Origin of the sequence: Aeromonas sp. FDAARGOS 1411 (assembly GCF_019047125.1) — a bacterium.
In the GTDB taxonomy this organism is placed as follows: domain Bacteria; phylum Pseudomonadota; class Gammaproteobacteria; order Enterobacterales; family Aeromonadaceae; genus Aeromonas; species Aeromonas veronii.
In genome coordinates, this window is record NZ_CP077214.1 from 3024534 (window position 1) to 3048936 (window position 24403).

The following is a 24403-nucleotide window of genomic DNA, read 5'->3' on the forward strand; positions in this document are numbered from 1 at the left end:
GCAGGATCACGGCTACTGCTGCCCAGATTTAAGGTGACGCGGCCGAATGCCCAGCAGCAGCAACACCACGGCATAGACCGCAGCCCCCAGCGACAGCAGCATGGTCAGCTGCAAACTGGCCTTGCCCATGTTCCATGCGCCCCACTGGGCCAGATCCGGCGACAGATAGGCGAGCACGCCCCCCATCAGCACGCTGGCGACCAGCAGCTTGAGGCAGAACACGCCGGTATGGCGGGAGGGACGATAGACACTCTGCTGGTACAACCCTTTGAACAGCAAAGCCGCATTCAGGGTACCCGAGCAGGCGGTCGAGAGCGCCAACCCCACGTAACCGAGCGGGTAGATGAAGATGAGGTTGCAAACCATGTTGGCAATCATCGACATCACCCCGATCCGCACCGGCGTTTTGGTGTCCTGACGGGCGTAGTAACCGGGCGCCAGCACCTTGATCAGCATCAGGGAGAGCAGACCGGTAGTGGAGGCCAGCAGGCTGGCGCTCGACATGCTCACTTCATGCAGGCCAAATTCGCCGCGCATGAACAGCACTCGCAAAATGGGCTCGCGCATGACCGCAATGCCTATCATGGCGGGCAAGCCGAGCAGCATTACCATCCGCACCCCCCAATCCATGGTGCGGGAGAAGTCGGCAGGGTCTGCATCCACATGCTTTTTCGCCAGCGCAGGCAGGATCACGGTACTGATGGCCACCGCAAACAGACCGAGGGGGAACTCCAGCAGGCGATCCGAGTAGTAGAGGTAACTGATGGCACCGGTCGCCAGGAAAGAAGCCAGCATGGTATTGACCAACAGGTTGATCTGGCTGACCGATACCCCGAACAGGGCGGGGATCATCAGGGTGCGGATCTTCACCACCCCCGGGTGATTCCATCCCCACTTGGGCCATACCAGCATGTTGATTTGGCGCAAAAAGGGGTACTGGAACAAAAACTGCACCAAACCGCCCAAAAAGACACCAATCGCCAGCGAGATCTCAGGTTTGTCCATCAGCGGCGCAATCCACCAGGCCGCCGCAATCATGGTGATGTTGAGAAACACCGGCGTAAACGACGAGACCGCAAAGCGGCCAAAGGTGTTGAGGATGGCCCCCGCCATGGCGGTAAAAGTGATGAACCAGAGGTAGGGGAAGGTGATTTTGAGCATCAGACTGGCGAGCTCGAACTTCTCGGCCGCGGGGCCGCCATGCAGCCAGTCCCAGAACCAGCCCCAGCCAAACAGCGCGGTCAGCACACCCGACCCCAGCACACCGAGCAGGGTGACCACAGTTACTATCCCCCCCAGCGTGCCCGCAACCGCCGCCAGCAATTCACGCACTTCCCCCTCGTCGCCATTTTTCTTGTACTCCGTCATCACGGGAACAAAGGCCTGGTTGAAGGCACCTTCGGCGAACAGGCGACGCAGAAAGTTGGGAATGCGATTGGCAAAAAAGAAGACGTCGGCGGCCACCCCGGCACCGAGCAGATTTGCGATGACTACATCGCGAACCAAGCCCATTACGCGGGATGCCAGCGTCATTCCGGACACTATCATGCCGGATTTGATCAATTTCTTACTCAAGACGAGGCCTCTGGAACTGTCAGAATGAAAAGAATGCTGCTAGAATCGGCCGACAGTTTAACCGTCTCCCTACTGACACACCACCGGGAGGCGGTGTTTATTTGCACAAATCATTTGACAATATGTGGTTGGAAGGGCATATTTCCGGGCCTTTTCAATACACTCGCTAAGACAGTTTTAGGAGTTTTACCTTGGCTAACATCAAATCTGCTAAGAAGCGCGCTCTTCAGTCAGAAAAACGCCGTCAGCACAACGCCAGCCGTCGTTCCATGACCCGTACCTACCTGAAGAAAGTCATTGCTGCTATCGCCTCTGGCGACAAAGCTGCTGCGACTGCCGCTTTCGCTGTTGCTCAGCCGATCATGGATCGTATGGCGACCAAAGGCCTGATCCACAAGAACAAAGCTGCTCGTCACAAGAGCCGCCTGTCTGCCCAGATCAAAGCTATGGCTTAATCAGCGTCTGCTGATCAAAGCTGAAAAAACCGGCCTTAGTGCCGGTTTTTTATTTATCTGCGCTGCAATAAAGTCGATGCAGCAAACTGATCATTTCACGCACCTCATGGCTGCGCAGCGAATAGTAGACCGTCTGGGCCTCTTTGCGCGTCGTCACCAGCTCATCCCGCCGCAACAGCGCAAGATGCTGTGACAAGGCCGACTGACTCAATCCCAATCGCTCGTTGAGCTCCCCCACCGACAGTTCGCGCTCCAGCAACTGGCACAGAATAAACAGTCGCCGTTCGTTGGCCAGCGCCTTGAGCAAGGCCACCGCTTTACTCGCATTGGCTTCCATCTCTTCAAGTTGCATCACATCTCTCCTCTACCACTGATCGCCGATGATACGTGGTGACGGGTCGTTTTAAAACGACAGGGTGGCCGGCTGGATAGCGGAGAAGTTCTCCTGGCCGGAAAAGAGAAAGGTAAAATCGCTCTCACAGACCCGCTTCACCGCCGGATGCTGGATCATCCGCTCGGCGAAGATGACGTAATACTCCTCCATCAGATCCTGAGTTTCCCCGATCAGCATCACCCCCTCCCCCTCAAGGATCTCCTCCCGATAGATGGTGGGAGCCATGAAGATGCCCTGATTGAAGAAGCCAAACGCCTTCATCAAGGCGGCATCATCAAACTCGCCAAGAATGCTGGGAGAAACCCCCTGCTGCTCGAACCACTGGGTCAGCTGGCGCCCCATGGCGGTACGGCGACCGGGGATCAGCAGCTTGCGCTCCTCCAAACAAGCGGGAAAGGGCTTTTCAGGCAGCGGCGCCTTGCAGAAGAAGCTGACACCACAGCCGCCCAGTCGTTTGGAGAGCAGCCCCGCATGCTGGCTGGAGTCCACTGGACAGTCGGAGAGGATCATATCGAGCTTGTGTTCGCTCAGCTGCTCCAGTAGCAGTTCGTGGGTCGATTCGAAACAGCGCAGATGGATGGAACCATCATTGGGGATGACAGAGAGAAGCACGCGGCTGGCAAGGCGCTTGGAGAGGGCATCGGCGATGCCGACGTCGAACAGGATCTGGCTCTCCTTGCGGTAGTTGACGATATCGAGCATCTCGTAGGAGAGGCTGAACATCTTGTCGGCATAGCGAAACACCAGCTGGCCCAGCTCGGTTGCCTCAAGAGAGCGCCCCTTGCGTTTGAGCAGCTTGCCCCCGAGGCGCTGCTCCAGCAGCTTGATCTGACCGGTGACGGTTTGCGGGGTCAAAAAAAGGGCTTCCGCTGCCTGGGTAACGGAGCCCTTCTTCTGAGTCATCCAGAAATAGTAGAGATGGTTGTAGTTAAGGTGTGACATCCGATGGGGTTCCCGCTTGAGGCGGACTCCGGTAGCAGCTGAGTTCAACCGCCAGAATGTCATACATGTCGCTAACCGAGTCAACCTTGTTCGCGCCAAACTGCTCCATCAGAGTGGCCTTGAGGCGTGCCTTGTCCGGCATCCGGTCAGCGCAATAACGCTTGTTGGAGCGCTTTACCATCTCGCCAGCCCGGCTGCTCAGCGCCCGCTCGGAGAAGGTCTCGCCAAAGCGCGCCTTGGCCTGCTTGTCCCCCAGCAGCAGGGCGCTGTCTACCACCCCGTTGAGATAGGCAGAGCAGTTCGCCGAAGTGGCGTCCTGCTTGCAATCCTCTAGCCCGCCGGCCCATGCCGCGGGGCTCAACAACAGCATCAACAACCCTGTATGCAGCTTCATAGTCCCTCCGTACTCTGTTCCCCTTCACCCTTGGGAAGGGCCATGCGCAAGGCCAGATAGCCGACTACCGCCGCCATGGTGGAGCCCACCAGGATCCCGAGGCGAGAGTAGCTGCCGTAATCCAGCCCACCGTGCTCGAAGGCGAGAGACGCGATAAACATCGACATGGTGAACCCGATGCCACAGAGGATGCTGACCGCAAAAATCTGCTTGAAGTTGACCCCGGGCGGCAACTGGGCGATGCCCAGCTTGACCGACAGCCAGCTGATGGTGAACACCCCGAGCGGCTTGCCGATAAACAGCCCCAGCATGATCCCCATCGGCACCGGACTCAGCAAGGAGGAGAGACCAATCCCCTCCAGCGATACCCCTGCGTTGGCAAAGGCAAACAGCGGCAGGATCAGATAGGCACTCCAGGGGTGCAGCTGATGCTCCAGATACTTGAGCGGCGAGGCGTAACGCTTGCCGTTAAGCGGAACCATAAAGCCCACCACTACACCCGCCAGGGTCGCATGGACACCAGACTTGAGCACCGCAACCCAGAGCACCAGACCAACCAGCATGTACAGGCTGATCCTGTCCTCACCACGGCGATTCATCCAAAGCAGAGTGAGGGTTGCCAGAATACCGATGGCCAGCGCCTCCAGCGACAGCTGCTGAGTATAGAAAAGTGCGATGATGATGATGACACCCAGGTCATCCATGATGGCCAGCGCCAACAGAAATACCTTGAGGCTCACCGGCACCCGCTTGCCGAGCAGCGCCATCACCCCGAGGGCAAAGGCGATGTCGGTCGCAGCCGGGATCGCCCAGCCAGCGCGCGCCACTTCATCCGAATAGTTGAAAAAAGCATAGATCAATGCCGGAGCCAGCATGCCGCCCACCGCCGCAATAGCCGGGAAGGTCGCCTGAACCCGGGTCGAGAGCGCCCCTTCCAGCATCTCACGCTTCACTTCCAGACCAACCAGCAGGAAGAAGATCGCCATGAAGCCATCGTTGATCCAGAGCAGCAGCGGCTTGTTGATGTCGAGAGCCGCGATGCGTACCTGCACCGGCGTGTCGAGAAACGCCTGATACCCGCCAGCCAGCGCGGTATTGGCTAAAATCATTGCCAGCATGGCAGCCATGATCAGAATAATTCCGGAGGCGGCCTCCAGCTTCAGGAACTTTTTGATTACGTCACTCATGGTTAAATTTTCCACCGTATTGCTTTGGTTTGAGTCTATCCCTTGCAACAATCAATGGAAAATCGTTTCTTGCTGCTCAATACAACGAAAAAACCGAAAACAAAATAGAACATACCTGCTATAAGCAGGTTTTTCCTCGTCTCTGGCTACCGTCTTATTAATCAATAAAATGAATTTTCAATTATTTAACTGCATAAAAAAGGCGCCCTGAGGCGCCTTGCTATCAGATGGCGACGGGCGCCTTGATGCCGGGGTGGGGGTCATAACCCTCGATCTCGAAATCCTCGAACTTGTAATCGAAGATGGAGTCAGGTTTGCGCTTGATCACCAGGGTCGGCAGCGGGCGCGGCTCGCGGGAGAGCTGCAGAGCTGTCTGCTCCATGTGGTTGGAGTAGAGATGCACATCACCGCCAGTCCAGACAAAGTCACCCACTTCCAGATTGCACTGCTGGGCCATCATGTGGGTCAGCAGGGCGTAGCTGGCGATGTTGAACGGCAGGCCGAGGAACACATCGCAACTGCGCTGGTAGAGCTGGCAGGATAGCTTGCCGTCCGCCACATAGAACTGGAAGAAGGCGTGGCAGGGAGCCAGCGCCATCTTGTCCAGTTCACCCACGTTCCAGGCGGAGACGATGATGCGGCGCGAATCGGGGTTGTGCTTGATGTCATCCACCGCTTTCTGGATCTGGTCGATGACAGACCCGTCAGCGGCAGGCCAGGAGCGCCACTGAGCACCGTAAACCGGCCCCAGATCGCCATTCTCGTCAGCCCACTCATCCCAGATGCTGACGCCGTTTTCCTTCAGATAGGCGGTATTGGTATCGCCATTGAGGAACCAGAGCAGCTCGTGAATGATGGAGCGCAGGTGGCACTTCTTGGTGGTCACTAGCGGGAACCCCTCCGCCAGATTGAAGCGCATCTGATGGCCGAACAGGGAGACAGTACCGGTGCCGGTACGGTCAGACTTGACGGTGCCCTCATCGAGGATTTTCTGCATCAGGTCGAGATAAGCTCGCATTATTTCGCCTCCTTCACGGCATTACCGAACAACTGCGGACGCTTGTAGGCGGCCCAGATCATCAGGGCACCGGCGATAATCATCGGTGTGGAGAGGATCTGGCCCATGCTGATCTCCTGGAAGTAGAGACCAAGCTGGCTGTCCGGCTGGCGCACAAACTCCACCAGGAAGCGGAACAGGCCGTAGAACAGCAGGAACATGCCGGAGATGGCGCCGCGCGGCGGATTCTTGCGCCAGAACAGGTTGAGGATGATGAACAGCACCACCCCTTCCAGTGCGAACTGGTAGAGCTGGGAGGGGTGACGCGGCTCGGGGCCAGCCTCCGGGAAGATGATGGCCCAGGGTACATCGGTGACCCGGCCCCACAGCTCGCCGTTGAGGAAGTTGCCAATCCGGCCAACGCCGAGACCGAACGGAATGAGCGGTGCCACAAAGTCGGCCACAGTGAAGAAGTGGCGCTTGGTCTTGTGGGCAAACCAGATCATCGCGGTGATTACCCCGATCAGACCACCGTGGAACGACATACCGCCGGTCCAGATCTTGAACAGGTAGGTGGGATCCGCGAGGAAGAGATCGAAGTTGTAGAACAGCACGTAACCGACACGGCCACCGAGGATCACCCCGAGGAAACCGTAGAACAGCAGATCCGACACCTCGTTGCGGGTCCAGCCGCTGTTCGGCGCATCGGCGCGACGGCCGGCAAGCCACATGGCAAACGCAAAACCGAACAGGTACATGAGACCATACCAGCGTACCGATAGTGGTCCCAAACTGAATGCTACGGGATCAATCTGCGAGAAAACCCAATATCCATCGTGCTGCATATGCGGCCCCAGTCAAAATAAAAGCCGCATTTTCCGATCATTCGTCAGCAGGGACAAGGCATGATTATCAATCACTCTGTTTCGATTTATGACCGGCTCGCAGCAAACCGCCCAAACCATGCTCCTCCAGATAGCGGGCAAACAGGCCCCGCAGTACGTGGGGGTTGTCATGTTTGAGGCCATCGGCCATCAGTTCGGTCAACTCGCTCAGGGTGGATTGACGCAGCACGTACTTGATCCGGGCGATGTTGTGGGTGTTCATACTGAAGCGGCGATAGCCCATGGCCAGCAGCAGCAACACACCAACCGGATCACCGGCCAGCTCGCCACACACCGACACCGGCTTCTGGTAACGGTGGGAAGCATCAACCAGCTGTTGCAGGGCGCGGATCACCGCAGGATGGAAGGCATCGTAGATGTTGGCAACCCGGGAGTTGTTGCGATCCACCGCCAGCAGGTACTGGGTAAGGTCATTGCTGCCCACAGACCAGAAGTCGATGAGCGGCGCCATCTCCGGCAAAATAAAGAGGGCTGAGGGCACCTCGATCATCACCCCAAGGCTGGGGTAGCGGATCACCGCATCGCGGCTCGCAGCCTCTTCCGACACCTCCCGCCACGCCTGATCCAGCAGACGACGGGAGGCTTTGATTTCGCTGACGCTGCTGATCATCGGCAGCATGATGGCCAGATTGTCCAGCCCTTCACTGGCCCGCAACATCGCCTTGAGCTGCACCAGAAACAGTTCGGGGTGATCCAGGGTGATCCGGATCCCCCGCCAGCCAAGGAAGGGGTTTTCCTCGACGATGGGGAAATAGGGTAACGGCTTGTCGCCGCCCACATCCAGCGTCCGCATGCAGACCGGCCGGTTGCGGTAGGTCTCCAGAATGCCGCGATAGCGGGCAGTCTGCTCCCACTCGGAGGGGAAGCTCTCCTGCAGCATAAAGGGGATCTCGGTGCGATAGAGACCCACCCCGTCCGCCAGCTGGTTGAGGGAGATCTCGGTATCGGCACTGAGACCGGCGTTGAGCAGCAGGGAGACCTTGGTGCCGTCGGCCGTCTCGGATGGCAGGTTGTCGACGCTGCGCACCAGGGTATCGAGCGCCCGCTCTTCGCTCAGCAGCTGACGATACTCGGTCAGGATCACCTGATTGGGCTCGATGAAGAGATCACCGCTGTAGCCATCAACGACCAGCATGCGACCACCGATGTCACCAAGGGGCAGATCAACCCCCATGATGGCGGCTACCCCCATGGCGCGGGCCAGAATGGCCGCGTGGGAGTTGGTCCCCCCCTTGAGCGAGACCACCCCGGTCAGATACTCGCGGGGCACTTCTGCCAGAATGGTGGCGGTCACTTCATCGGCAACCAGCACCACCGGCTCGCCGATGGAGATATGTTCCGGTTCATTCTGCACCAGTCGGCTGATCAGCCGCTGGGCAATATCCTTCACGTCGGTGGAGCGCTCCTGCAGGTAGGGATCCTTCATCCCCTTGAACTGCTCGATCAAGCGATCGCTGATGAGCTTGACCGCAGAGACCGCAGTCCAGTGCTCCTTGCTCACCTTGTTGCGAATGGGCTTGATATAGCCTGGATCGTTCAGCAGATGGAGATAGATATCGAAGATCGCCACCGAATCCTGGCTGTAGCTCTCGCGAAAACGCAGCGCCAGACTCTCCAGATCGTGGCGCACCTCCTCAACCGCCAGCTCCAGCCGCGCCAGCTGGCTGGCATGGTCTTCATCCTTGCGCGGGGTAATGGACGAGAGCGCCTTGCGGGGCCGCCACACCCAGGCCTTGGCCATGGCGATGCCGCTGGCACCGGCAATACCGCGCAGCGGCTTGCTCCAGTCGGTCTTCTGCAACCACCCCTTGGCCTGCGCCTGGGCAATCCGCGCCGCCAGCTGGGCCGCCAGGGTGACCATGAAGGACTCTTCCCCCTCATCGAAGCGGCGACTCTCTTTCTGCTGCACCACCAGAATGCCGACCACCTGACGCTGATGCATGATGGGAGCGCCGAGGAAGGAGCGGAACGCCTCTTCGGCAACATCGGGCAGGAATTTGAAACTGGGGTGCGCGGGGGCATCAGCCAGGTTGATCAGCTCTTCCCGCTGACCCACCAGACCAACGATACCCTGCTCGTAGGGCAGGGTCACCTTGCCGACCGCGGACGGTGCCAAGCCGTCGGTAGCCGCCAGGCGATAGCGGCGCACCTCGGGTTCCGAGACATACACGGAGCAGCAGTCCACTGCCATGGCGTGCCGAGTCTGGCTCACCAATGCCTGCAAGGCCTGCTCGAGGGTATTGGCCTCGGCCATGCTCTCGACGATACGTCTCAGTTCCGTTAACAACTAATCTGTGCTCCTTAACGGGCGCGGTTGCGCCGCCCATCCTTCTTGTTGACCTGCACTGCCGGCACTGGCATCGCCAGCGGGGCAAACTCTTTCATGACCCGGCGATAAACCTCCCGCTTGAACGAGACGACCTGACGCACCGGGTACCAGAAGCTGACCCAACGCCAGTCGTCAAATTCGGGATGGCCATGACAGCCGAACTGGATCCGCGACTCCTTGCCCGAATTCAGCTGTAACAGGAACCATTTTTGTTTTTGGCCAATACAGACCGGTGAACTGTCCCAGCGGACAAGACGTTTGGGTAAACGGTACTTTAGCCAGTTACGACTGGTGGCCATGATGGTCACATCTTCGGGCTTGAGGCCAATCTCCTCATACAGCTCTCGATACATGGCCTGCTCTGGCGTTTCACCATCATCAACCCCCCCCTGCGGAAACTGCCAGGAGTGCTGCCCATAGCGTTTAGCCCACAACACTTGTCCTTCACGGTTACAGATCACGATACCGACATTGGGACGAAATCCGTCGCCATCAATCACGTGATCACCTTATAAAGGCTGAATCTATAAGGAGATTGTTCCACATTCACTCCGTGGCAGCAAACAAGGAGTGAATCCCCTGTTTCATGAATAACTTTCAATTTCAAACATACTTATAAACAAATCCAAGGATCCGCGCTCCCAAGTTGCCCACCCAGGCTGTGCATAAAGCTGTTAGCAAACGGGTATATACAGTACTTTTTAACTGTACGCGAAAAGTGCCTCTCCGTATCACCACGCGACATAAGATATAAAAAATCATTATTTTTTATAAGCTTGAGATAAAACAACTGGATCTAGATCCATGTTCCCCCAAGAGTCAGATCCATGATCCGGATTGTGAACAAGTTCAACTGTTCAAAGATCCACCGCGGCGAAATTATCCACAGGAGTGGCACAATATCTACCCCGTTTACCCTGTAAAAATGGGGTGGCATTCACAATTTTTTGTAACATATCAGCGACTCCACCCACTTTCATCCACTTATCCAAGATTTCTGTGGATAACTGTGTGTAACATCATGCACAAACCCTTGGACAACTATTTCGAGGTCAAACCAGACCTGGCTTACTGCTCGATAAAACAGACAAAACCCTTTAAAATCATAATGATGAACTGATAGCCCCCAAATTCTCTGCATTTGATCTTATCCACTCAGGATCGGTTATAAAAACAGCGATCCTTCTCGGGATCCTCCCCTGTTAGAATATGGCGAGCAAGATGGAGCCAACTATGCCAAGCAATCCCCAATCCGAGCAGGAGTTATTGAGCCGCGCCTATGCCATGGCCGGCTTCACGCTGGCGCAGCTGGCCGCCGAGGCTGGTGTCGCAGTGCCCAAAGACCTGCGCCGTGACAAGGGGTGGGTCGGTCAGTTGATCGAGCTACAACTGGGGGCCAGCGCAGGGAGCAAGCCGGAGCAGGACTTCCCGGAGCTGGGGATCGAACTCAAGACGATCCCCGTGGATCCTCAAGGCAAACCGCTGGAGACCACCTTCGTCTGCGTCGCCCCGCTGATCGGCGTCAGCGGCCAACGCTGGGAGGAGTCCAACGTGCGCAACAAGCTCTCCCGGGTGCTCTGGATCCCGGTGGAAGGCAGTCGCGAGATCCCGGTTGGTGAGCGGCGGGTCGGCATGCCGCTGATGTGGAGCCCGAATGAAGAGGAAGATCGGCTACTGCGTCAGGACTGGGAGGAGCTGATGGACATGATAGTGCTGGGAGAAGTGGAGCAGATCAGCGCACGCCACGGCCAGGTGATGCAACTGCGGCCCAAGGCGGCCAACAACAAGGCGCTGACTCGCGCCATCGGCCGCGATGGTCAACCCATCATGACCCTGCCCCGCGGCTTCTATCTCAAGATCGACTTCACCCACAGTCTGCTGCAACGCTATTTTGCCTTGCCGACTTGATCTGCCTTATCAACATCTTTGTCATATGGTGGTATAAAAATAGACAGGAGCCATTTTTAACTCACAGACAAGGAGGCGTCATGCCACTGATCAAACAGTTTTTGAAGTCCAAGCCCGAGGTCAAGGTGACCTTTGCCGTAGAGAAAGAGGCGGCAGCAGGAGCGGAACAGGTGATGCTGATCGGCGAGTTCACCCAGTGGCAACCGGTCGAGCTGAAACGCATGAAGAGCGGCGAGTTCAAAGCCACCCTCAATCTGCCGACCGACGGCCCGGGATACTTCGAATATTGCTACCAGCTCATCACACCGGCAGGGGAAACCCTCTACGAGAATGACTGGGCAGCGGATGACTATGTGCCAGGCCCCTTCGGGCGCGACAACTCGGTAGTTCGGGTCATCCAGTAACGGCTCCCAGATAGCCAATAGACGGATACAAAAAAGGCTCGCCATTGGCGAGCCTTTTCACTACCTGTCGAGCTATTTGCCGACATACCGACACCAATTCGAATCGAATTAGTTGAGCTTCTCTTTGATACGAGCAGCTTTGCCGGACAGGTTGCGCAGGTAGTACAGTTTGGCGCGGCGAACATCACCACGACGCTTCAGTTCTACACTGTGGATCAGCGGAGAGTGAGTCTGGAATACACGCTCAACACCTTCGCCGTTGGAGATCTTGCGAACGGTGAAAGCAGAGTGCAGACCGCGGTTACGCTTGGCAATAACGATGCCTTCGAAAGCCTGCAGACGCTCTTTACCACCTTCTTTAACACGAACTTGAACACGTACAGTGTCGCCCTGGGCAAAAGCCGGGATGTCGGTACGCAGTTGCTCTTGTTCAAGCTGCTGAATAATCTTGCTCATTGTCTTTCCTTACCTAGGATAAACTGAAAACTCTACTTAACGCTGTCACGCACTTCGCGGACATACTCGGCAAGAAGTGATTCTTGCTCGTCAGTCAGAGCTAGGTTGTTAATAAGTTCCGGCCTTCTTTGCCAGGTTCGTCCGAGCGACTGCTTGAGACGCCAGCGTCGAATCACTTCGTGATTGCCGCTTGTCAGCGCCTCGGGCACCGCCAATCCATCCAACACCTCCGGCCGAGTATAGTGGGGATGATCCAGCAAGCCATCCGTAAAGGAGTCTTGCTCGGCACTGGCCTGATCGCCCAAAACCCCGGGTACCAGACGCGAAACCGCATCGATCAGGGTCATGGCAGGCAACTCGCCACCACTTAACACGTAATCCCCGATAGACCACTCTTCGTCGACTTCGGTTTGTATCACGCGTTCATCGATACCTTCGTATCGACCGGCTACCAGAATCAGTTTCTGATTCGTCGCCAACTCGGTTACGCCCGCTTGAGTCAGCTTGCGTCCCTGAGGAGAGAGATAGATGACTTTCGCCCCGTCTCCCGCCGCTTGCTTGGCTGCATGAATCGCGTCACGCAGCGGCTGAACCATCATTAACATGCCGGGCCCACCACCATAAGGACGATCATCGACCGTACGGTGTTTGTCGTGGGTAAACTCCCGGGGGTTCCAGCACTCAATCTGCAGCAGGCCACTCTTGACGGCCCGACCCGTTACCCCGTGCTCGGTAATGGCTCGGAACATTTCAGGGAAGAGGCTAATAACCCCAATCCACATAAGAAACCTCCGGCACCCGTGTTAGCGCGGGAAACTAGAAACCAGGATCCCAATCAACTTCGATTGTTCGAGCAGTCAGATCAATGTTCTTGATCACCTGCTCTTCCAGGAACGGAATCAACCGCTCCTTTGCACCAAAGGCATCTTTTACATTGGCCTCAACCACCAACACATCGTTGGAGCCGGTTTCCATCAATTCGGTCACCTTGCCCAGGTCGTATCCCTTGGTGGTCACCACGGAGCAACCAATCAGGTCACGCCAGTAGAACTCACCTTCAGGCAACGCAGGCAACAGATCGGCGGGGACGCCAATCTCGACATTGGTCAATGCCAGGGCATCTTCGCGCACATCGATACCATCGAGTTTGCAGATCAGACCCTTGTTGTGACGTTTCCAGGATGAAACCCGGATTTCACGCCACACCCCGTTCTGATTAATCAGCCAGGGGTTGTAATCGAAAATCGCTTCGGCAACATCGGTGAAGGAGTTCACTTTAAGCCAGCCCTTGATGCCATAAACGGTACCCAGGGTGCCCAGAACTACAGGTTTTTCCACCTTAACTCCTTACCGTTGGGCTGATTAAGCAGCTTTTTTAGCGTCTTTGATCAGCTTGGCAACGCGGTCAGAAACAGCGGCACCAGTAGCAACCCAATGCTCGATACGAGCCAGGTCCAGGTTCAGCTTTTCAGCTTGACCAGCAGCAACCGGGTTGAAGAAACCAACGCGCTCGATGAAGCGACCGTCACGGGCGCAACGGCTGTCAGAAACTACTACCTGGTAGAACGGACGCTTTTTCGCGCCACCACGTTGTAAACGAATGGTTACCATATCGTCCTCATTAACATCTAATGAACAAGGCCCGCAAACACGCGGACCCTAGCTTAAAATAAGCCGCGTAATTCTACTTGGATTCGTAATAATTGCAACCAAGCCAGCCATTTTTTGCGCAGAGCGGCAATGAAAAGGGGCCTGCCACTGCAGACCCCCATCAACACGCAGCTCGGATCAGAACGGGCCGCGACCGCCACCGAAACCGGGGGGCATCATGTTCTTCATCTGGCTCATCATCTTGCGCATGCCGCCCTTGCCGGACATTTTCTTCATCATGCGCTGCATCTCGGTGAACTGCTTGAGCAGCTTGTTCACATCCTGCACCTGCATGCCGGAGCCTGCTGCGATACGGCGTTTACGGGACCCCTTGATGAGATCGGGATGGGCACGCTCTTTCGGCGTCATGGAGCTGATGATGGCCTCCATCCGCACGGTGAGCTTGTCATCCATCTGATCTTTAACGTTATCCGGCAGCCCGGACATGCCGGGCAGCTTGTCGAGCATCCCCATCATGCCGCCCATGTTGCGCATCTGGGCCAGCTGCTCGCGGAAATCTTCCAGATCGAAGCCTTTGCCACTCTTGACCTTGCTGGCCAGCTTGGCCGCTTTCTCTTTATCGACGTTGCGCTCGACTTCCTCGATCAGAGAGAGCACATCGCCCATACCGAGGATACGGGAGGCGAGACGATCCGGGTGGAACGGCTCCAGCGCATCGGTCTTTTCACCCATACCGATAAACTTGACCGGCTTGCCGGTGATGTGACGCACCGACAGGGCAGCACCACCACGGGCATCGCCGTCCGCCTTGGTAAGGATGACACCGGTGAGCGGCAGCGCTTCATTGAACGCCTTGGCGGTGTTGGCGGCATCCTGACCGGTCATGGCATCCACCACGAACAGGGTCTCGACCGGCTTGATGGTGGCATGCAGATCCTGGATCTCGGCCATCATCTCGCTATCAACGTGCAGACGACCAGCAGTATCGACGATCACCACGTCATAGAATTTCTTGCGCGCCTGATCGATGGCGGCGGTGGCGATATCGACCGGCTTCTGGCTGGCATCGCTCGGGAAGAAGTCGACACCGATGTCATTGGCCAAGGTTTCAAGCTGTTTGATCGCTGCTGGGCGATAGACGTCGGCACTGACTACCAGCACCTTCTTCTTGCTGCGCTCTTTGAGCAGCTTGGCCAGTTTGCCAACTGTGGTGGTCTTACCGGCCCCCTGCAGACCGGCCATCAGGATAATCGCAGGCGGCTGGGCAGCCAGGTTGAGCTGTTCGTTGGCCTCCCCCATCACAGTGACCAGTTCACCGTGCACAATCTTGATGAACGCCTGGCCCGGGCTCAGGGATTTGGCCACTTCCTGCCCGACTGCGCGCTCTTTGACACGCGCCACGAAATCACGCACGACCGGCAGGGCGACATCCGCCTCGAGCAGCGCCATGCGGACTTCACGCAGGGTTTCCTTGATATTGTCTTCGGTCAGGCGACCACGGCCACTGACATTGCGCAAGGTGCGCGAGAGTCGTTCAGTCAAATTCTCAAACATGACGGATTCCGGTTCTTGGCGTAATAAATTGGGGGCATTATAACCCAGAGCGGGCGCGAGGACGATTATTCACCGCACCGCAGCAGCAGGGACCTTCTCCCTATATATGGGCAGATCGGCCGTTGCACAACTGGCGAGCACTTCTCGTGCAAGGTATACTGCCCCTCTTACCCTCAAAAGCTTGTGCAACAACGACCTGGTTATGATCGTAATCTCTGTTCTGGCCCTGGCGTTTTATCTGCTGGCCATCATCGCCTCCCTGCATCTGTTACTGAGCGCCAAGCCGGTGGGACAGCGCTCCCTGTTTGCCTGTATCGGATTGGCCCTGATCGCCCATGCCAGCGCCCTCGGTTCAGAGGTATTGCAGAGCTACGGCCAGAACCTGAGCATGCTCAACGTTGCCTCGCTGGTCAGCCTCATCATCAGTTGCTTCATGACCTGCGTAACCCGCCGCTTCAACGGCTGGATCCTGCTGCCGGTGGTCTACAGCTTCTCGGCCCTGTTGCTGGCTGCCAGCGCCTTGATCCCGGGTCGCTACATAACCCATCTGGAGGCCCACCCCCAGCTGTTGCTGCACATCGGCCTCGCCCTGATGGCCTACTCGGTATTGATGATCGCCTGTCTGTTTGCGCTGCAGCTCGCCTGTTTGGACAAGCAGCTTAAATCTCGAAAAATCAGCAACCTGCCAGCCATGCCGCCACTGATGACGGTGGAGAAACGACTGTTTCAGTTGATCTCTGCAGGGGTGCTGCTACTGACACTCTCCATCGCCTCCGGCCTCTTCTTCCTCGAAGATATGTTCGCCCAGGGCAAGTCTCACAAGGCAGTGCTCTCCATCCTGGCATGGTGTGTTTACGTGTTGCTGCTATGGGGTCATCACACCTATGGCTGGCGCGGCCGCAAAGTCATCACGCTCAGTCTGATTGGCAGCTTCATCCTGACTCTTGCCTACTTTGGCAGCCGCTTCGTCAAAGAAGTGCTGTTGAGCTGACACCTATACTCTTTTAGCCATACCATCCAACAGGAGCCCTTTTTGGACAGCATCTCAACGAGTACATTACTGATTGTTCTCGTTATCTTGATCCTTCTTTCCGCCTTTTTCTCCAGTGCCGAAACCGGCCTGATGTCCATCAACCGCTACAAACTTCGGCATCTGGCACAGACCAAACACAAAGCCGCACGTCGCGTCGAGCAGCTGCTCGCCCGCCCCGATCGCCTGCTGGGGCTGATCCTGATCGGCAACAATCTGGTCAATATCCTCGCCTCCGCCATCGCCACCATCGTCTGTATCCGGCTGTTTGGTGATCTCGGGGTCGCCATCGCCACCTTCGGCCTGACCCTGGTGGTGCTGGTATTCGGTGAAGTGACCCCAAAGACCCTGGCCGCCATGTTTCCGGAGAAGATCGCCTATCCCGCCTCCTGGATCCTCAAGGGGCTGATGGGGCCGCTCTCACCGCTGGTCTGGCTGATCAACGGCATCACCAGCGGCCTGCTCAAGATGCTGAAGATCAATACCAACAAGGATGACTCCCTCAACACCGAGGAGCTGCGCACCATCGTCAATGAGGCGGGTAACCTGATCCCCCAGCGTCATCAGGAGATGCTGCTGAGCATTCTGGATCTCGACAAGATGCTGGTCGAGGACATCATGGTGCCACGCAGCGATATCTACGCCATCGACATCAACGATGACTGGAAGAGCATCCAGCGCCAGCTGGCCCACTGCGCTCACACCAAGATCCTGCTCTATCGCGACAATATCGACGACGTTGTCGGATTTTTACACGCGCGCGATGCCCTGCGGCTGGTAGCCAGGGACCAGTTCAACAAATCGAGTTTGTTGCGGGAAGTGGACGAGATCTACTTCATTCCGGAAGGAACGCCGCTCAACGTGCAGCTGGCCAAATTCCAGCGTAACAAGGAGCGAATTGGCCTGATCGTCGACGAATACGGCGATATTCAGGGTCTAATCACTCTGGACGACATTCTGGAAGAGATCGTGGGCGACTTCACCACCTCCATGACGCCAGCGCCGAGCGACGAGATCCATCCCCAGTCAGATGGTTCTTATCTGGTCGAAGGCTCAGCCAATATTCGTGAGCTGAACAAGGAGATGAACTGGCACCTGCCCATCGACGGCCCGCGTACCCTCAACGGTCTGATCCTCGAATATCTGGAGGAGATACCCCAGCCCAACATCGGGATCCGGCTGGCCGGTTATCCTATCGAGATCCTCGATGTGGAGAACAACATGGTGAAGATGGCGCGGATCATGCCGGCATCGTACCGGGCGGAGTCGGATCCGCAAGATTGAAAAAGGGCTGCCAGTGGCAGCCCTTTTCTATTGCTCATCGTCACTGTTCATCTTCATCATCCGGCTCCAGCACCAGCGTCGGGATCAACTCGCCAAACACCCTCTGTAGCTCGTCACGGTTGGCCAGCAGGTCTTGCAGCGTATAGCTGTCCATCACCGCCAGAAACGCATCCATCGCCTCTTTCAGCGCACTCTTGAGCAGACAGACCGAGACGATGTGGCAAGCGGGTGAGCCGCAGTCAATGCCGTCCAGATTGCCTTCCAGCGCCCTGATCACCTGCCCGATATTAATGGTGGCGGGATCGCAAGCCATGCGAATACCGCCATTCTTGCCACGCTGGGATTGCAGATAGCCCAGCTTCACCAACTGATTGACCACCTTCACCATGTGGTTGCGGGAAACGCCATACAGGGCCGATACCTTGGCAACGCTCGACAACTCCCCTTCCGGCAGGGTGGCAAGATAGAGCAGGGCTCTCAATCCAAAATCTGTATAACTGGTTAGTCTCATAAAACCTGATTAGCGCGATGCGAAAAGTGGAGTATTGATTCAAATCAAATAAACATCTAGGATGCCACTTATTAAATGACATTTTATATGTTCAATTAGAACGAGGTCCCTATGCTAGATCAAACCACCGTTGCCGTCATCAAAAGCACCATTCCGCTGCTCGAATCGGCAGGCCCTGCCCTCACCCAGCACTTCTACCAGCGTATGTTCAGCCATAACCCGGAGCTGAAAGATATCTTCAACCTGGCCCACCAACGCAGTGGCGGCCAGCCGCTGGCCCTGTTCAATGCAGTCGCCGCGTATGCAAAGAATATCGACAATCTGGGAGCGCTCGCCGGTGCGGTCGAGCGGATTGCGCACAAACATACCGGATTCCTGATCCAGCCGGAACAATATCACATTGTAGGTAGTCATCTCTTGGCCACGCTCAAAGAATTGGGCGGAAGTGCGGTCACCGACGAGGTGCTGGAGGCATGGGGCAAGGCGTATGGCGTGCTGGCCGACATCTTCATCGGCCGCGAGCGAGAGATCTATCAGGAGAAGGCAAGCCAGGATGGCGGCTGGCAAGGAACCCGCACCTTCATCATCAAGGAGAAGCGGGCCGAGAGCGCCCTCGTCACCTCCTTCCTGCTGGCGCCGGAAGATGGCAAGCCGGTATTGACCTTCAAACCGGGCCAATACCTCAGCATCAAGCTGGTTCACCCCGAGTTGGAATATCAGGAGATCCGCCAGTACTCCCTCTCCGATGCCCCCAACGGGCAGGACTACCGCATCAGCGTCAAGCGTGAACCGCAGGGTCAGGTCTCCAATCTGCTGCACGATCACCTGCAGGCGGGTGACAAGATCGAGGTGATGCCCCCTACCGGCGATTTCTACCTGAAAGCCGACAGCCAGACCCCGGTGGTACTGCTCTCCGCTGGTGTCGGCGTGACGCCGATGATGAGCATGCTCAACCAGCTGCTGGCGAACGGCCATCAGGCTGATGTCACCTGGCTGCACGCCTGCGAACAGGGCGCTGTACACTCCTTCCGGGAGGATATTCAGCAAAAATCCCGCCAGCATCCCAACTTGCTGAGCCGGATCTGGTATCGGGAGCCGGAGGCCAGTGATGTGCAGGGTCAAGATTACGATCTGGCCGGCACCATGGATCTGACTGCCGTGAAGGAGCGCATCACGCCAGAGGCCCACTACTACTTCTGTGGCCCCGTCGGCTTCATGCAAGAGATCAAGCGGCAGCTGCTGGCGGCTGGGGTGCCAGTCGGGCAGCTCCATTACGAAGTTTTTGGCCCCCACCAAGATCTCTAAGGCGCAGGCAGCCATATAACATAGGGAGGCTCCGGCCTGTCATGGCACGGCGGCTGGAACCGGACCCACAGGTGCAGATCTGTGGGTCATTTTTTTGGATCAGTGCATCGCCTTGGCGCGGGCCACCACGTTGGCCGGCATCCTGTTGCCAAGACGGTTGAGCAGACTCGCCGCCTTCTGGTGCAGCGCCTTGTCACCGATGACGGAGCCATGGAGCCAGCGATAGGCGTCCTCATAATCAAGCGGACTGCCCATCCCCTGCAACAGCATCTCGACCCACTCGATGCGAGCCCGCAGAAAACCGAGGCTGGCCGCCTCGCGCATCAGGGTCTCGGCCCGCACCAGATCCTTCTGCACCAAAGTTCCTTTCCAGTAGTAGCGACCCAGTTGCTCCAGCGCCGGCGCCAACCCCTGATTGGCCGCCTCCCACATATATTGCACCCCAAGCTCGGCATTGGATTTGGTGCAGACACCCCACGCCAGCATATCCCCCCAGAGGAATTGATAGGCCGGGATCTTCATCACAGAGGCGCGCGCTTCGATATCCTGAGTCAGCTGACAGCGATCCTGCTTCACCTGAGTGAGGTGGCGCCCCTGCTCAATCCAGTTGAGCAGCTCGTCCTGACGATAGAGTGGCACCGCCTGCAACTCGCCAGCGGCCAGAGGTGCGGGAGGCGCCACCACAGCGGCAGGTTCCGCCGCTTTTGGCAGCGGCGCGGCCCCCTCGCCACTACTGGCAACGGGTGTGACCGGCTCGGCCGGAAGCAAGATGGGGACGGCCTCAGAGGGCGCAGGCGTAGCAGCAGAGACAGGGGCCGTTGCCACCGCAGCACTGCTTGCGGTCGGTGCCGATACACTGGCTGCAGGCGCATCGCTCGATACGGCAGCCGATACCGCCTCGGCACCATAGAGGGGCGCGGTGAATGCACCGACAAGAACGAGAAGGGTAAGGGGTTTCATCATAAGGATCTCCTGCTGCACTCTGTTATCGGCACCAACCCCCATCCCCTTAGCCTGCCGGGCGGATCTCATCAATACAAAAGGGAGCCGAAGCTCCCTTGTTGGCACGGTTGACTCGCTTATTTGACGAAATCGACACCCAGCTGGATATCGGCTTTCAGAGTAGCCAGCATGCCTTCCATCGCTTCCTGCTCGAAGGCGCTCAGCTTGCCGTAATCCAGTACGGTTTCGACACCGTTCTTGCCCAGCAGTACCGGCTGCGCGAAGAAGGTGGCGTGCTCGCCGTTGCCTTCCACGTAGGCGCACTCAACAACGTTGGCTTCGCCCTGCAGACCCTTGATGAGGGAGAGACCAAAACGGCAAGCCGCCTGACCCATGGAGAGGGTAGCGGAACCGCCACCGGCCTTGGCTTCTACCACTTCGGTACCGGCATTCTGGATGCGCTTGGTCATGGCAGCCACTTCTTCAGCGGTGAAGGAGGCGCCTTCAATCTGGGAGAGCAGCGGCAGAATAGTCACGCCACTGTGGCCACCGATCACGTTGACGCGAACCTTGTCCACGTTCAGTCCTTTGGCGGCGGCAACGAAGGTCTCGGCGCGGATCACGTCCAGGGTGGTGACACCGAACAGACGACGCTTGTCATAGACACCGGCTTTCTTCAGCACTTCGGCGGCGATGGCAACGGTGGTGTTGACCGGGTTGGTGATGATGCCGATCAGCGCTTTCGGGCAAGTGGCCGCGCACTTCTCGACCAGATTCTTGACGATACCGGCGTTGATATTGAACAGGTCGGAGCGATCCATCCCCGGCTTGCGTGCCACACCGGCGGAGATCAGCACCACATCGGCCCCAACCAGCGCAGGAGTCGGATCTTCGCCGCAGAAGCCCTTGATGGCGACGTCGGTAGGAATATGACTGAGGTCAACGGCCACACCCGGGGTAACCGGGGCGATGTCATACAGGCTCAGCTCGGAGCCAGCCGGCAGACGGTTTTTCAACAGCAGAGCGAGGGCTTGACCGATGCCACCAGCGGCACCCAGAACGGCAACTTTCATGATCAACTCCATGTTTAAGCGTAGGTTTAAGGTTGTTTGTTGTTGTGCGCCCAACCTTAATGGATCCCCCCATAAAAAACAATCTGATAACAGTTGCAGTCACGGGTTCTGTGAGCCACGAAACATGCGGGAGCAAAAATTGGAGAGAAATACAAAAAGTTGGAGGAGAAGCACAGTTTTTCTGCACTTCTACCTACCATAAAGAGGTAGATTTGAAGGTCTCAGGATTGGAATGCCAGCGCCCGTTTTTCACACCAGCGAAAACCAATTGTTAACAATCCGTTCATCGCCAGATAAAGCCCGCCAGCCACCCCGAACACCGCCAGGGTATCGTAGGTCTGGGCATTCAGCCCCTGCGCCAGCCCCATGATGTCCATGATGGTGATGGTACTGGCGAGGGAGCTCCCCTTGAGCACCAGGATCACCTCGTTGGAGTAGGCAGGCACCAGATGACGGGCGGCGTGGCGCACCTTCATCCACAAGGTCTGGCGGCCATTAAAACCAAGCGCACGACACGCCTCCACCTCACCAGCCGGGATGGCATCGAGCGCCCCCTTGAACAACCGGGTGGAGTAGGCCGCCGTGTTGAGACCCAGCGCCAGCACGGCGCAGAACCAGGGCTGCTTGAGCAGCGGCCAGAGCGGGCTGGCTTTCAGCCACTCGAACTGACCCGGCCCGTAGTAGATAAGGAAGATCTGGATCAACAGCGGCGTACCGGTAAAGAGCAGCACCCACAGCTGCACCAGCTGGGTCGCTACCGGCAGGCGCAACTCCAGCACCCAGGTCATCAGGGCCGCCAGCACAATCCCCAGCAGCAGGCTGAACAGGGTCAGCTCCAGCGTGGTGACCAGACCGCCCAGCAACGTAACGAGATACTCTTGCATCAGTTAGCCTCCGTAGCGGCGGGTGTAGCGGGCAGCCAGCCCGAGGCCATATTCACTCACCAGACTGATGGCCAGATAGATGAGGGCGGCGGCGGCATACCAGGTGAAAGGCTCATAGGTACTGGCCGAGGCCATCTGGGCCTGACGCATCATCTCGTTCACCCCGATAAGCGACACCAGCGCGGTATCTTTCAGCAACACCAGCCACTGGTTGCCGAGGCCCGGCAGGGCATGGCGCCACGCCTGCGGCAACACGATGCGAAAGAAGATGTGGCTCTTGCTCAAACCCAGCGCCAGCGCCGCCAGCCGTTGACCTGAAGGCACCGCATTGAGCGCCGCCCGCAGGGTCTGGGTCGCATAGCTGGCGAACAGCAGGGAGAGCGCCAGCACGCCACAGGCGAACGGGCTGAACTCCACATACTCGCCAGTGAGGAGGAACAGCACCTGGGTCGAGCCGAAGTAGATGAACAGCACCACCAGCAACTCGGGCAGGCCACGGATCAGCGTGGTCAGGGTGGCCACCGGCCACACCAGCGCACGCTGCTTGCTGAGCTCGGCGGCACTGAACGCCAGTGCCAATACCATGCCCCCGACCAGTGATGCCAAGGCCAGCCCGAGGGTCATCCAGGCTGCATCCAACAACAGGCTCAACATGGCTTACTGTGCGAAGTATTTGTCGAAGATTTTCTGATAGGTGCCGTTGGCCTTGATCTCGGCCAGCCCCTTGTTCAGCTGGGTCAGCAGTTCCTGATTGCCCTTGGCGACCGCGATGCCAAAGCCGGTACCGAAGTACTTGGCATCCGTCACCGGCGCACCCACCACCGCATACTCCTTGTGCTGCTTCAGCCAGTCGGCTGCGACAGCAGTATCAGCAAACACACCGTCGGTACGGCCATTCATCATGTCGAGGAAGGCGCTCTGGTAGCTGGCGTACGGCACGGTCAGCAGACCCTTGCTCACCCAGTTATCCACCAGATAGGACTGGTGGGAGGTGCCGTTCTGCACGCCGACTGTCTTGTCGACCATCTCTTCCGGCCCCTTGAAGGCCCCTTTCTTGGCGACGAATACTGCCGAATTCTCGTAATAGATGTCGGAGAAGTCGACCTGAGCGGAGCGCTCCGGGGTCACGTCCATGGCGGCGATGACGGCATCGTAGCGACGGAATTTGAGGCTGGGGATCAGGCTGTCAAAGGCCTGGTTATGGAAGCTGCACTCCAGCTTGGCCTGCTCGCAGATGGCGCGCGCCAGATCGATGTCAAAACCCTGAAACTCGTTCTTGTCATCCAGGTATTCGAACGGTGCGTAGGTGGCCTCGGTGGCGAACTTGATCTCTTTGGCCATGACGGAGGTACTCAACAGGCCCATGGCAGCAACCAACAACAGACTCTTTTTCATGACAGCTTCCTTATCGATTCAATATCAATGCATCAAGAATTCGGCAAACCGGCTGGTTTGAGGGGATTGGAAAATGGCAGCGGTGCCGGATTCGATGATCCGCCCCTTCTCCAGATAAATCACCTGACTGGCTACCTTGCGGGCAAAATCAACCTCGTGGGTCACCACCACCTGGGTAATGCCGGTCTTGCTCAGGTTACGGATGATCTCGGCCACCTCTTTGGTGATCTCGGGATCGAGGGCGGCGGTCGGCTCGTCAAACAGCAGCACTTCCGGATCCATCATCAGGGTACGGGCAATGGCCACCCGCTGCTGCTGACCGCCGGAGAGGCGTGCCGGCCAGGCATCGCGCTTGTCGGCCAGTTGCAGCTGGGCCAGCAGATAGGCCCCCTTCTCGATGGCGGCCTCCTTGCTCATGCCGAGCACCTTGACCGGCGCTTCAATCAGATTCTCCATCACAGTGAGATGTGGCCAGAGATTGTACTGCTGGAACACCATCCCCACCTTGCGACGCAGCAGTTGGGACTGGCGGTTGAATTCGGCAGAAGAGAGGGAGTTCGGGAAAGAAAATTCACTTTCGCCAATCCGCAGAACACCCACATCCGGGGTATCCAGCAGGTTCATCATCCGTAGCAGGGAACTCTTGCCAGCACCGCTCGGACCCAGCAACACCAAGGTTTCACCGGGGGATGTCCGAAAGCTGACCTGTTGCAGAACCGGCACCTTGTGCCAGGACTTCTCGATACCTATTAATTCAATACCCATACAGCCCAATTGAATAAGTTTTCAAAATTTCATCCCGATTCTATCCCTAACAAAGGTTGATGCAAGCCATTTTTGAATCAATATGCAGAACAAGCGCCGCTTC

The 24403-nt window shown here is 57.4% G+C and carries 27 protein-coding genes; 6 read left to right on the forward strand and 21 right to left on the reverse strand.

The genetic code is table 11. The annotated features are described in order from the left end of the window. Window positions 1-12: 12 nt before the first annotated feature. On the reverse strand, window positions 13-1575 hold the full coding sequence (gene murJ / locus I6L41_RS13510; protein ID WP_201947054.1) for a murein biosynthesis integral membrane protein MurJ: 1563 nt from the start codon (window positions 1573-1575) through the stop codon (window positions 13-15). 191 nt (window positions 1576-1766) lie between these two features. Between murJ and rpsT the strand changes: the two genes are divergently transcribed. Further along, a complete protein-coding gene (rpsT, locus tag I6L41_RS13515; protein ID WP_005308808.1) occupies window positions 1767-2030 on the forward strand; it encodes a 30S ribosomal protein S20 in 264 nt (87 codons plus the stop codon). 49 nt (window positions 2031-2079) lie between these two features. Here rpsT and I6L41_RS13520 read toward each other — a convergent pair whose 3' ends face one another. From I6L41_RS13520 to rppH, 8 genes are all read right to left on the reverse strand, one after another. Next, window positions 2080-2382, reverse strand: coding sequence for a metalloregulator ArsR/SmtB family transcription factor (locus tag I6L41_RS13520; protein WP_013724128.1), 303 nt, complete (start codon window positions 2380-2382; stop codon window positions 2080-2082). 51 nt (window positions 2383-2433) lie between these two features. Next, the gene (gene nhaR / locus I6L41_RS13525) at window positions 2434-3366 is read right to left on the reverse strand and encodes a transcriptional activator NhaR (RefSeq protein WP_005340434.1); all 933 of its coding nucleotides are present in this window, start codon (window positions 3364-3366) and stop codon (window positions 2434-2436) included. Further along, on the reverse strand, window positions 3353-3760 hold the full coding sequence (locus tag I6L41_RS13530) for a hypothetical protein (RefSeq protein ID WP_216959459.1): 408 nt from the start codon (window positions 3758-3760) through the stop codon (window positions 3353-3355). Before I6L41_RS13530 ends, nhaR begins: the two co-directional genes overlap by 14 nt. Further along, a complete protein-coding gene (nhaA, locus tag I6L41_RS13535; protein ID WP_005348917.1) occupies window positions 3757-4947 on the reverse strand; it encodes a Na+/H+ antiporter NhaA in 1191 nt (396 codons plus the stop codon). The genes I6L41_RS13530 and nhaA overlap by 4 nt, the downstream gene beginning before the upstream one ends. A gap of 223 nt (window positions 4948-5170) precedes the next feature. Beyond that, window positions 5171-5965 (reverse strand): thymidylate synthase, encoded by a 795-nt coding sequence (gene thyA / locus I6L41_RS13540; RefSeq protein WP_005340427.1) that lies wholly within the window; start codon window positions 5963-5965, stop codon window positions 5171-5173. Next, window positions 5965-6789, reverse strand: a complete 825-nt coding sequence (lgt, locus tag I6L41_RS13545) for a prolipoprotein diacylglyceryl transferase (protein WP_031227775.1) — start codon at window positions 6787-6789, stop codon at window positions 5965-5967. Before lgt ends, thyA begins: the two co-directional genes overlap by 1 nt. A gap of 67 nt (window positions 6790-6856) precedes the next feature. Next, window positions 6857-9136 (reverse strand): phosphoenolpyruvate--protein phosphotransferase, encoded by a 2280-nt coding sequence (gene ptsP, locus I6L41_RS13550; protein WP_005340422.1) that lies wholly within the window; start codon window positions 9134-9136, stop codon window positions 6857-6859. 14 nt (window positions 9137-9150) lie between these two features. Further along, window positions 9151-9678, reverse strand: coding sequence for an RNA pyrophosphohydrolase (gene rppH / locus I6L41_RS13555; protein WP_005340421.1), 528 nt, complete (start codon window positions 9676-9678; stop codon window positions 9151-9153). Window positions 9679-10411: 733 nt separating this feature from the next. Here rppH and mutH point away from each other — a divergent pair. Continuing rightward, the gene (gene mutH, locus I6L41_RS13560; protein WP_042084339.1) at window positions 10412-11086 is read left to right on the forward strand and encodes a DNA mismatch repair endonuclease MutH; all 675 of its coding nucleotides are present in this window, start codon (window positions 10412-10414) and stop codon (window positions 11084-11086) included. A gap of 80 nt (window positions 11087-11166) precedes the next feature. After that, window positions 11167-11490 (forward strand): isoamylase early set domain-containing protein, encoded by a 324-nt coding sequence (locus tag I6L41_RS13565; RefSeq protein WP_005348910.1) that lies wholly within the window; start codon window positions 11167-11169, stop codon window positions 11488-11490. Between the two features lie 108 nt (window positions 11491-11598). Here the strand turns inward: I6L41_RS13565 and rplS are convergent, their stop codons facing one another. The 5 genes from rplS to ffh form a co-directional block, all read right to left on the reverse strand. Next, window positions 11599-11946 (reverse strand): 50S ribosomal protein L19, encoded by a 348-nt coding sequence (gene rplS, locus I6L41_RS13570; RefSeq protein WP_005313505.1) that lies wholly within the window; start codon window positions 11944-11946, stop codon window positions 11599-11601. Between the two features lie 32 nt (window positions 11947-11978). After that, window positions 11979-12728, reverse strand: a complete 750-nt coding sequence (trmD, locus tag I6L41_RS13575; RefSeq protein ID WP_005340400.1) for a tRNA (guanosine(37)-N1)-methyltransferase TrmD — start codon at window positions 12726-12728, stop codon at window positions 11979-11981. Between the two features lie 34 nt (window positions 12729-12762). Beyond that, window positions 12763-13284 (reverse strand): ribosome maturation factor RimM, encoded by a 522-nt coding sequence (rimM, locus tag I6L41_RS13580; protein WP_019445585.1) that lies wholly within the window; start codon window positions 13282-13284, stop codon window positions 12763-12765. Window positions 13285-13308: 24 nt separating this feature from the next. Continuing rightward, a complete protein-coding gene (gene rpsP / locus I6L41_RS13585; protein WP_005340392.1) occupies window positions 13309-13557 on the reverse strand; it encodes a 30S ribosomal protein S16 in 249 nt (82 codons plus the stop codon). A 177-nt stretch (window positions 13558-13734) separates the two neighbouring features. Further along, on the reverse strand, window positions 13735-15111 hold the full coding sequence (gene ffh / locus I6L41_RS13590; protein ID WP_005357987.1) for a signal recognition particle protein: 1377 nt from the start codon (window positions 15109-15111) through the stop codon (window positions 13735-13737). A 202-nt stretch (window positions 15112-15313) separates the two neighbouring features. Here ffh and ccsA point away from each other — a divergent pair, with 202 nt between their 5' ends. Together ccsA and I6L41_RS13600 are read left to right on the forward strand one after the other, a co-directional pair. Then, a complete protein-coding gene (gene ccsA, locus I6L41_RS13595; RefSeq protein WP_005340390.1) occupies window positions 15314-16102 on the forward strand; it encodes an inner membrane protein YpjD in 789 nt (262 codons plus the stop codon). A 42-nt stretch (window positions 16103-16144) separates the two neighbouring features. Continuing rightward, a complete protein-coding gene (locus tag I6L41_RS13600; RefSeq protein ID WP_201988056.1) occupies window positions 16145-17425 on the forward strand; it encodes an HlyC/CorC family transporter in 1281 nt (426 codons plus the stop codon). A gap of 40 nt (window positions 17426-17465) precedes the next feature. Here I6L41_RS13600 and I6L41_RS13605 read toward each other — a convergent pair whose 3' ends face one another. Beyond that, window positions 17466-17936: an Rrf2 family transcriptional regulator gene (locus I6L41_RS13605; protein ID WP_005340388.1), complete on the reverse strand. Its 471-nt coding sequence runs from the start codon at window positions 17934-17936 to the stop codon at window positions 17466-17468. Window positions 17937-18047: 111 nt separating this feature from the next. Between I6L41_RS13605 and hmpA the strand changes: the two genes are divergently transcribed. Beyond that, window positions 18048-19241: an NO-inducible flavohemoprotein gene (gene hmpA / locus I6L41_RS13610; RefSeq protein ID WP_216959463.1), complete on the forward strand. Its 1194-nt coding sequence runs from the start codon at window positions 18048-18050 to the stop codon at window positions 19239-19241. A 99-nt stretch (window positions 19242-19340) separates the two neighbouring features. Here the strand turns inward: hmpA and I6L41_RS13615 are convergent, their stop codons facing one another. From I6L41_RS13615 to I6L41_RS13640, 6 genes are all read right to left on the reverse strand, one after another. After that, window positions 19341-19925 (reverse strand): tetratricopeptide repeat protein, encoded by a 585-nt coding sequence (locus I6L41_RS13615; RefSeq protein ID WP_026034955.1) that lies wholly within the window; start codon window positions 19923-19925, stop codon window positions 19341-19343. A 395-nt stretch (window positions 19926-20320) separates the two neighbouring features. Continuing rightward, window positions 20321-21256, reverse strand: coding sequence for a malate dehydrogenase (mdh, locus tag I6L41_RS13620; protein WP_019445592.1), 936 nt, complete (start codon window positions 21254-21256; stop codon window positions 20321-20323). 221 nt (window positions 21257-21477) lie between these two features. After that, on the reverse strand, window positions 21478-22140 hold the full coding sequence (gene artM / locus I6L41_RS13625; RefSeq protein ID WP_005348902.1) for an arginine ABC transporter permease ArtM: 663 nt from the start codon (window positions 22138-22140) through the stop codon (window positions 21478-21480). Between the two features lie 3 nt (window positions 22141-22143). After that, window positions 22144-22794, reverse strand: a complete 651-nt coding sequence (gene artQ, locus I6L41_RS13630) for an arginine ABC transporter permease ArtQ (protein WP_064337352.1) — start codon at window positions 22792-22794, stop codon at window positions 22144-22146. A 3-nt stretch (window positions 22795-22797) separates the two neighbouring features. Then, entirely contained in the window at window positions 22798-23535 is a 738-nt protein-coding gene (locus tag I6L41_RS13635; protein WP_021230952.1) for a transporter substrate-binding domain-containing protein, read from the reverse strand. Between the two features lie 24 nt (window positions 23536-23559). Next, window positions 23560-24300, reverse strand: coding sequence for an ATP-binding cassette domain-containing protein (locus I6L41_RS13640; RefSeq protein WP_216959467.1), 741 nt, complete (start codon window positions 24298-24300; stop codon window positions 23560-23562). Window positions 24301-24403 lie beyond the last annotated feature (103 nt).

Excerpts from the sequence above, each read along its gene's own strand:
- I6L41_RS13520 (WP_013724128.1), bottom strand. The coding sequence starts at position 2,382 with ATGCAACTTGAAGAGATGGAAGCCAATGCGAGTAAAGCGGTGGCCTTG.
- nhaR (WP_005340434.1), bottom strand. The coding sequence starts at position 3,366 with ATGTCACACCTTAACTACAACCATCTCTACTATTTCTGGATGACTCAG.
- I6L41_RS13530 (WP_216959459.1), bottom strand. The coding sequence starts at position 3,760 with ATGAAGCTGCATACAGGGTTGTTGATGCTGTTGTTGAGCCCCGCGGCA.
- nhaA (WP_005348917.1), bottom strand. The coding sequence starts at position 4,947 with ATGAGTGACGTAATCAAAAAGTTCCTGAAGCTGGAGGCCGCCTCCGGA.
- thyA (WP_005340427.1), bottom strand. The coding sequence starts at position 5,965 with ATGCGAGCTTATCTCGACCTGATGCAGAAAATCCTCGATGAGGGCACC.
- lgt (WP_031227775.1), bottom strand. The coding sequence starts at position 6,789 with ATGCAGCACGATGGATATTGGGTTTTCTCGCAGATTGATCCCGTAGCA.
- mutH (WP_042084339.1), top strand. The coding sequence starts at position 10,412 with ATGCCAAGCAATCCCCAATCCGAGCAGGAGTTATTGAGCCGCGCCTAT.
- I6L41_RS13565 (WP_005348910.1), top strand. The coding sequence starts at position 11,167 with ATGCCACTGATCAAACAGTTTTTGAAGTCCAAGCCCGAGGTCAAGGTG.
- rplS (WP_005313505.1), bottom strand. The coding sequence starts at position 11,946 with ATGAGCAAGATTATTCAGCAGCTTGAACAAGAGCAACTGCGTACCGAC.
- trmD (WP_005340400.1), bottom strand. The coding sequence starts at position 12,728 with ATGTGGATTGGGGTTATTAGCCTCTTCCCTGAAATGTTCCGAGCCATT.
- rpsP (WP_005340392.1), bottom strand. The coding sequence starts at position 13,557 with ATGGTAACCATTCGTTTACAACGTGGTGGCGCGAAAAAGCGTCCGTTC.
- ffh (WP_005357987.1), bottom strand. The coding sequence starts at position 15,111 with ATGTTTGAGAATTTGACTGAACGACTCTCGCGCACCTTGCGCAATGTC.
- ccsA (WP_005340390.1), top strand. The coding sequence starts at position 15,314 with ATGATCGTAATCTCTGTTCTGGCCCTGGCGTTTTATCTGCTGGCCATC.
- I6L41_RS13605 (WP_005340388.1), bottom strand. The coding sequence starts at position 17,936 with ATGAGACTAACCAGTTATACAGATTTTGGATTGAGAGCCCTGCTCTAT.
- hmpA (WP_216959463.1), top strand. The coding sequence starts at position 18,048 with ATGCTAGATCAAACCACCGTTGCCGTCATCAAAAGCACCATTCCGCTG.
- mdh (WP_019445592.1), bottom strand. The coding sequence starts at position 21,256 with ATGAAAGTTGCCGTTCTGGGTGCCGCTGGTGGCATCGGTCAAGCCCTC.
- artM (WP_005348902.1), bottom strand. The coding sequence starts at position 22,140 with ATGCAAGAGTATCTCGTTACGTTGCTGGGCGGTCTGGTCACCACGCTG.
- artQ (WP_064337352.1), bottom strand. The coding sequence starts at position 22,794 with ATGTTGAGCCTGTTGTTGGATGCAGCCTGGATGACCCTCGGGCTGGCC.
- I6L41_RS13635 (WP_021230952.1), bottom strand. The coding sequence starts at position 23,535 with ATGAAAAAGAGTCTGTTGTTGGTTGCTGCCATGGGCCTGTTGAGTACC.
- I6L41_RS13640 (WP_216959467.1), bottom strand. The coding sequence starts at position 24,300 with ATGGGTATTGAATTAATAGGTATCGAGAAGTCCTGGCACAAGGTGCCG.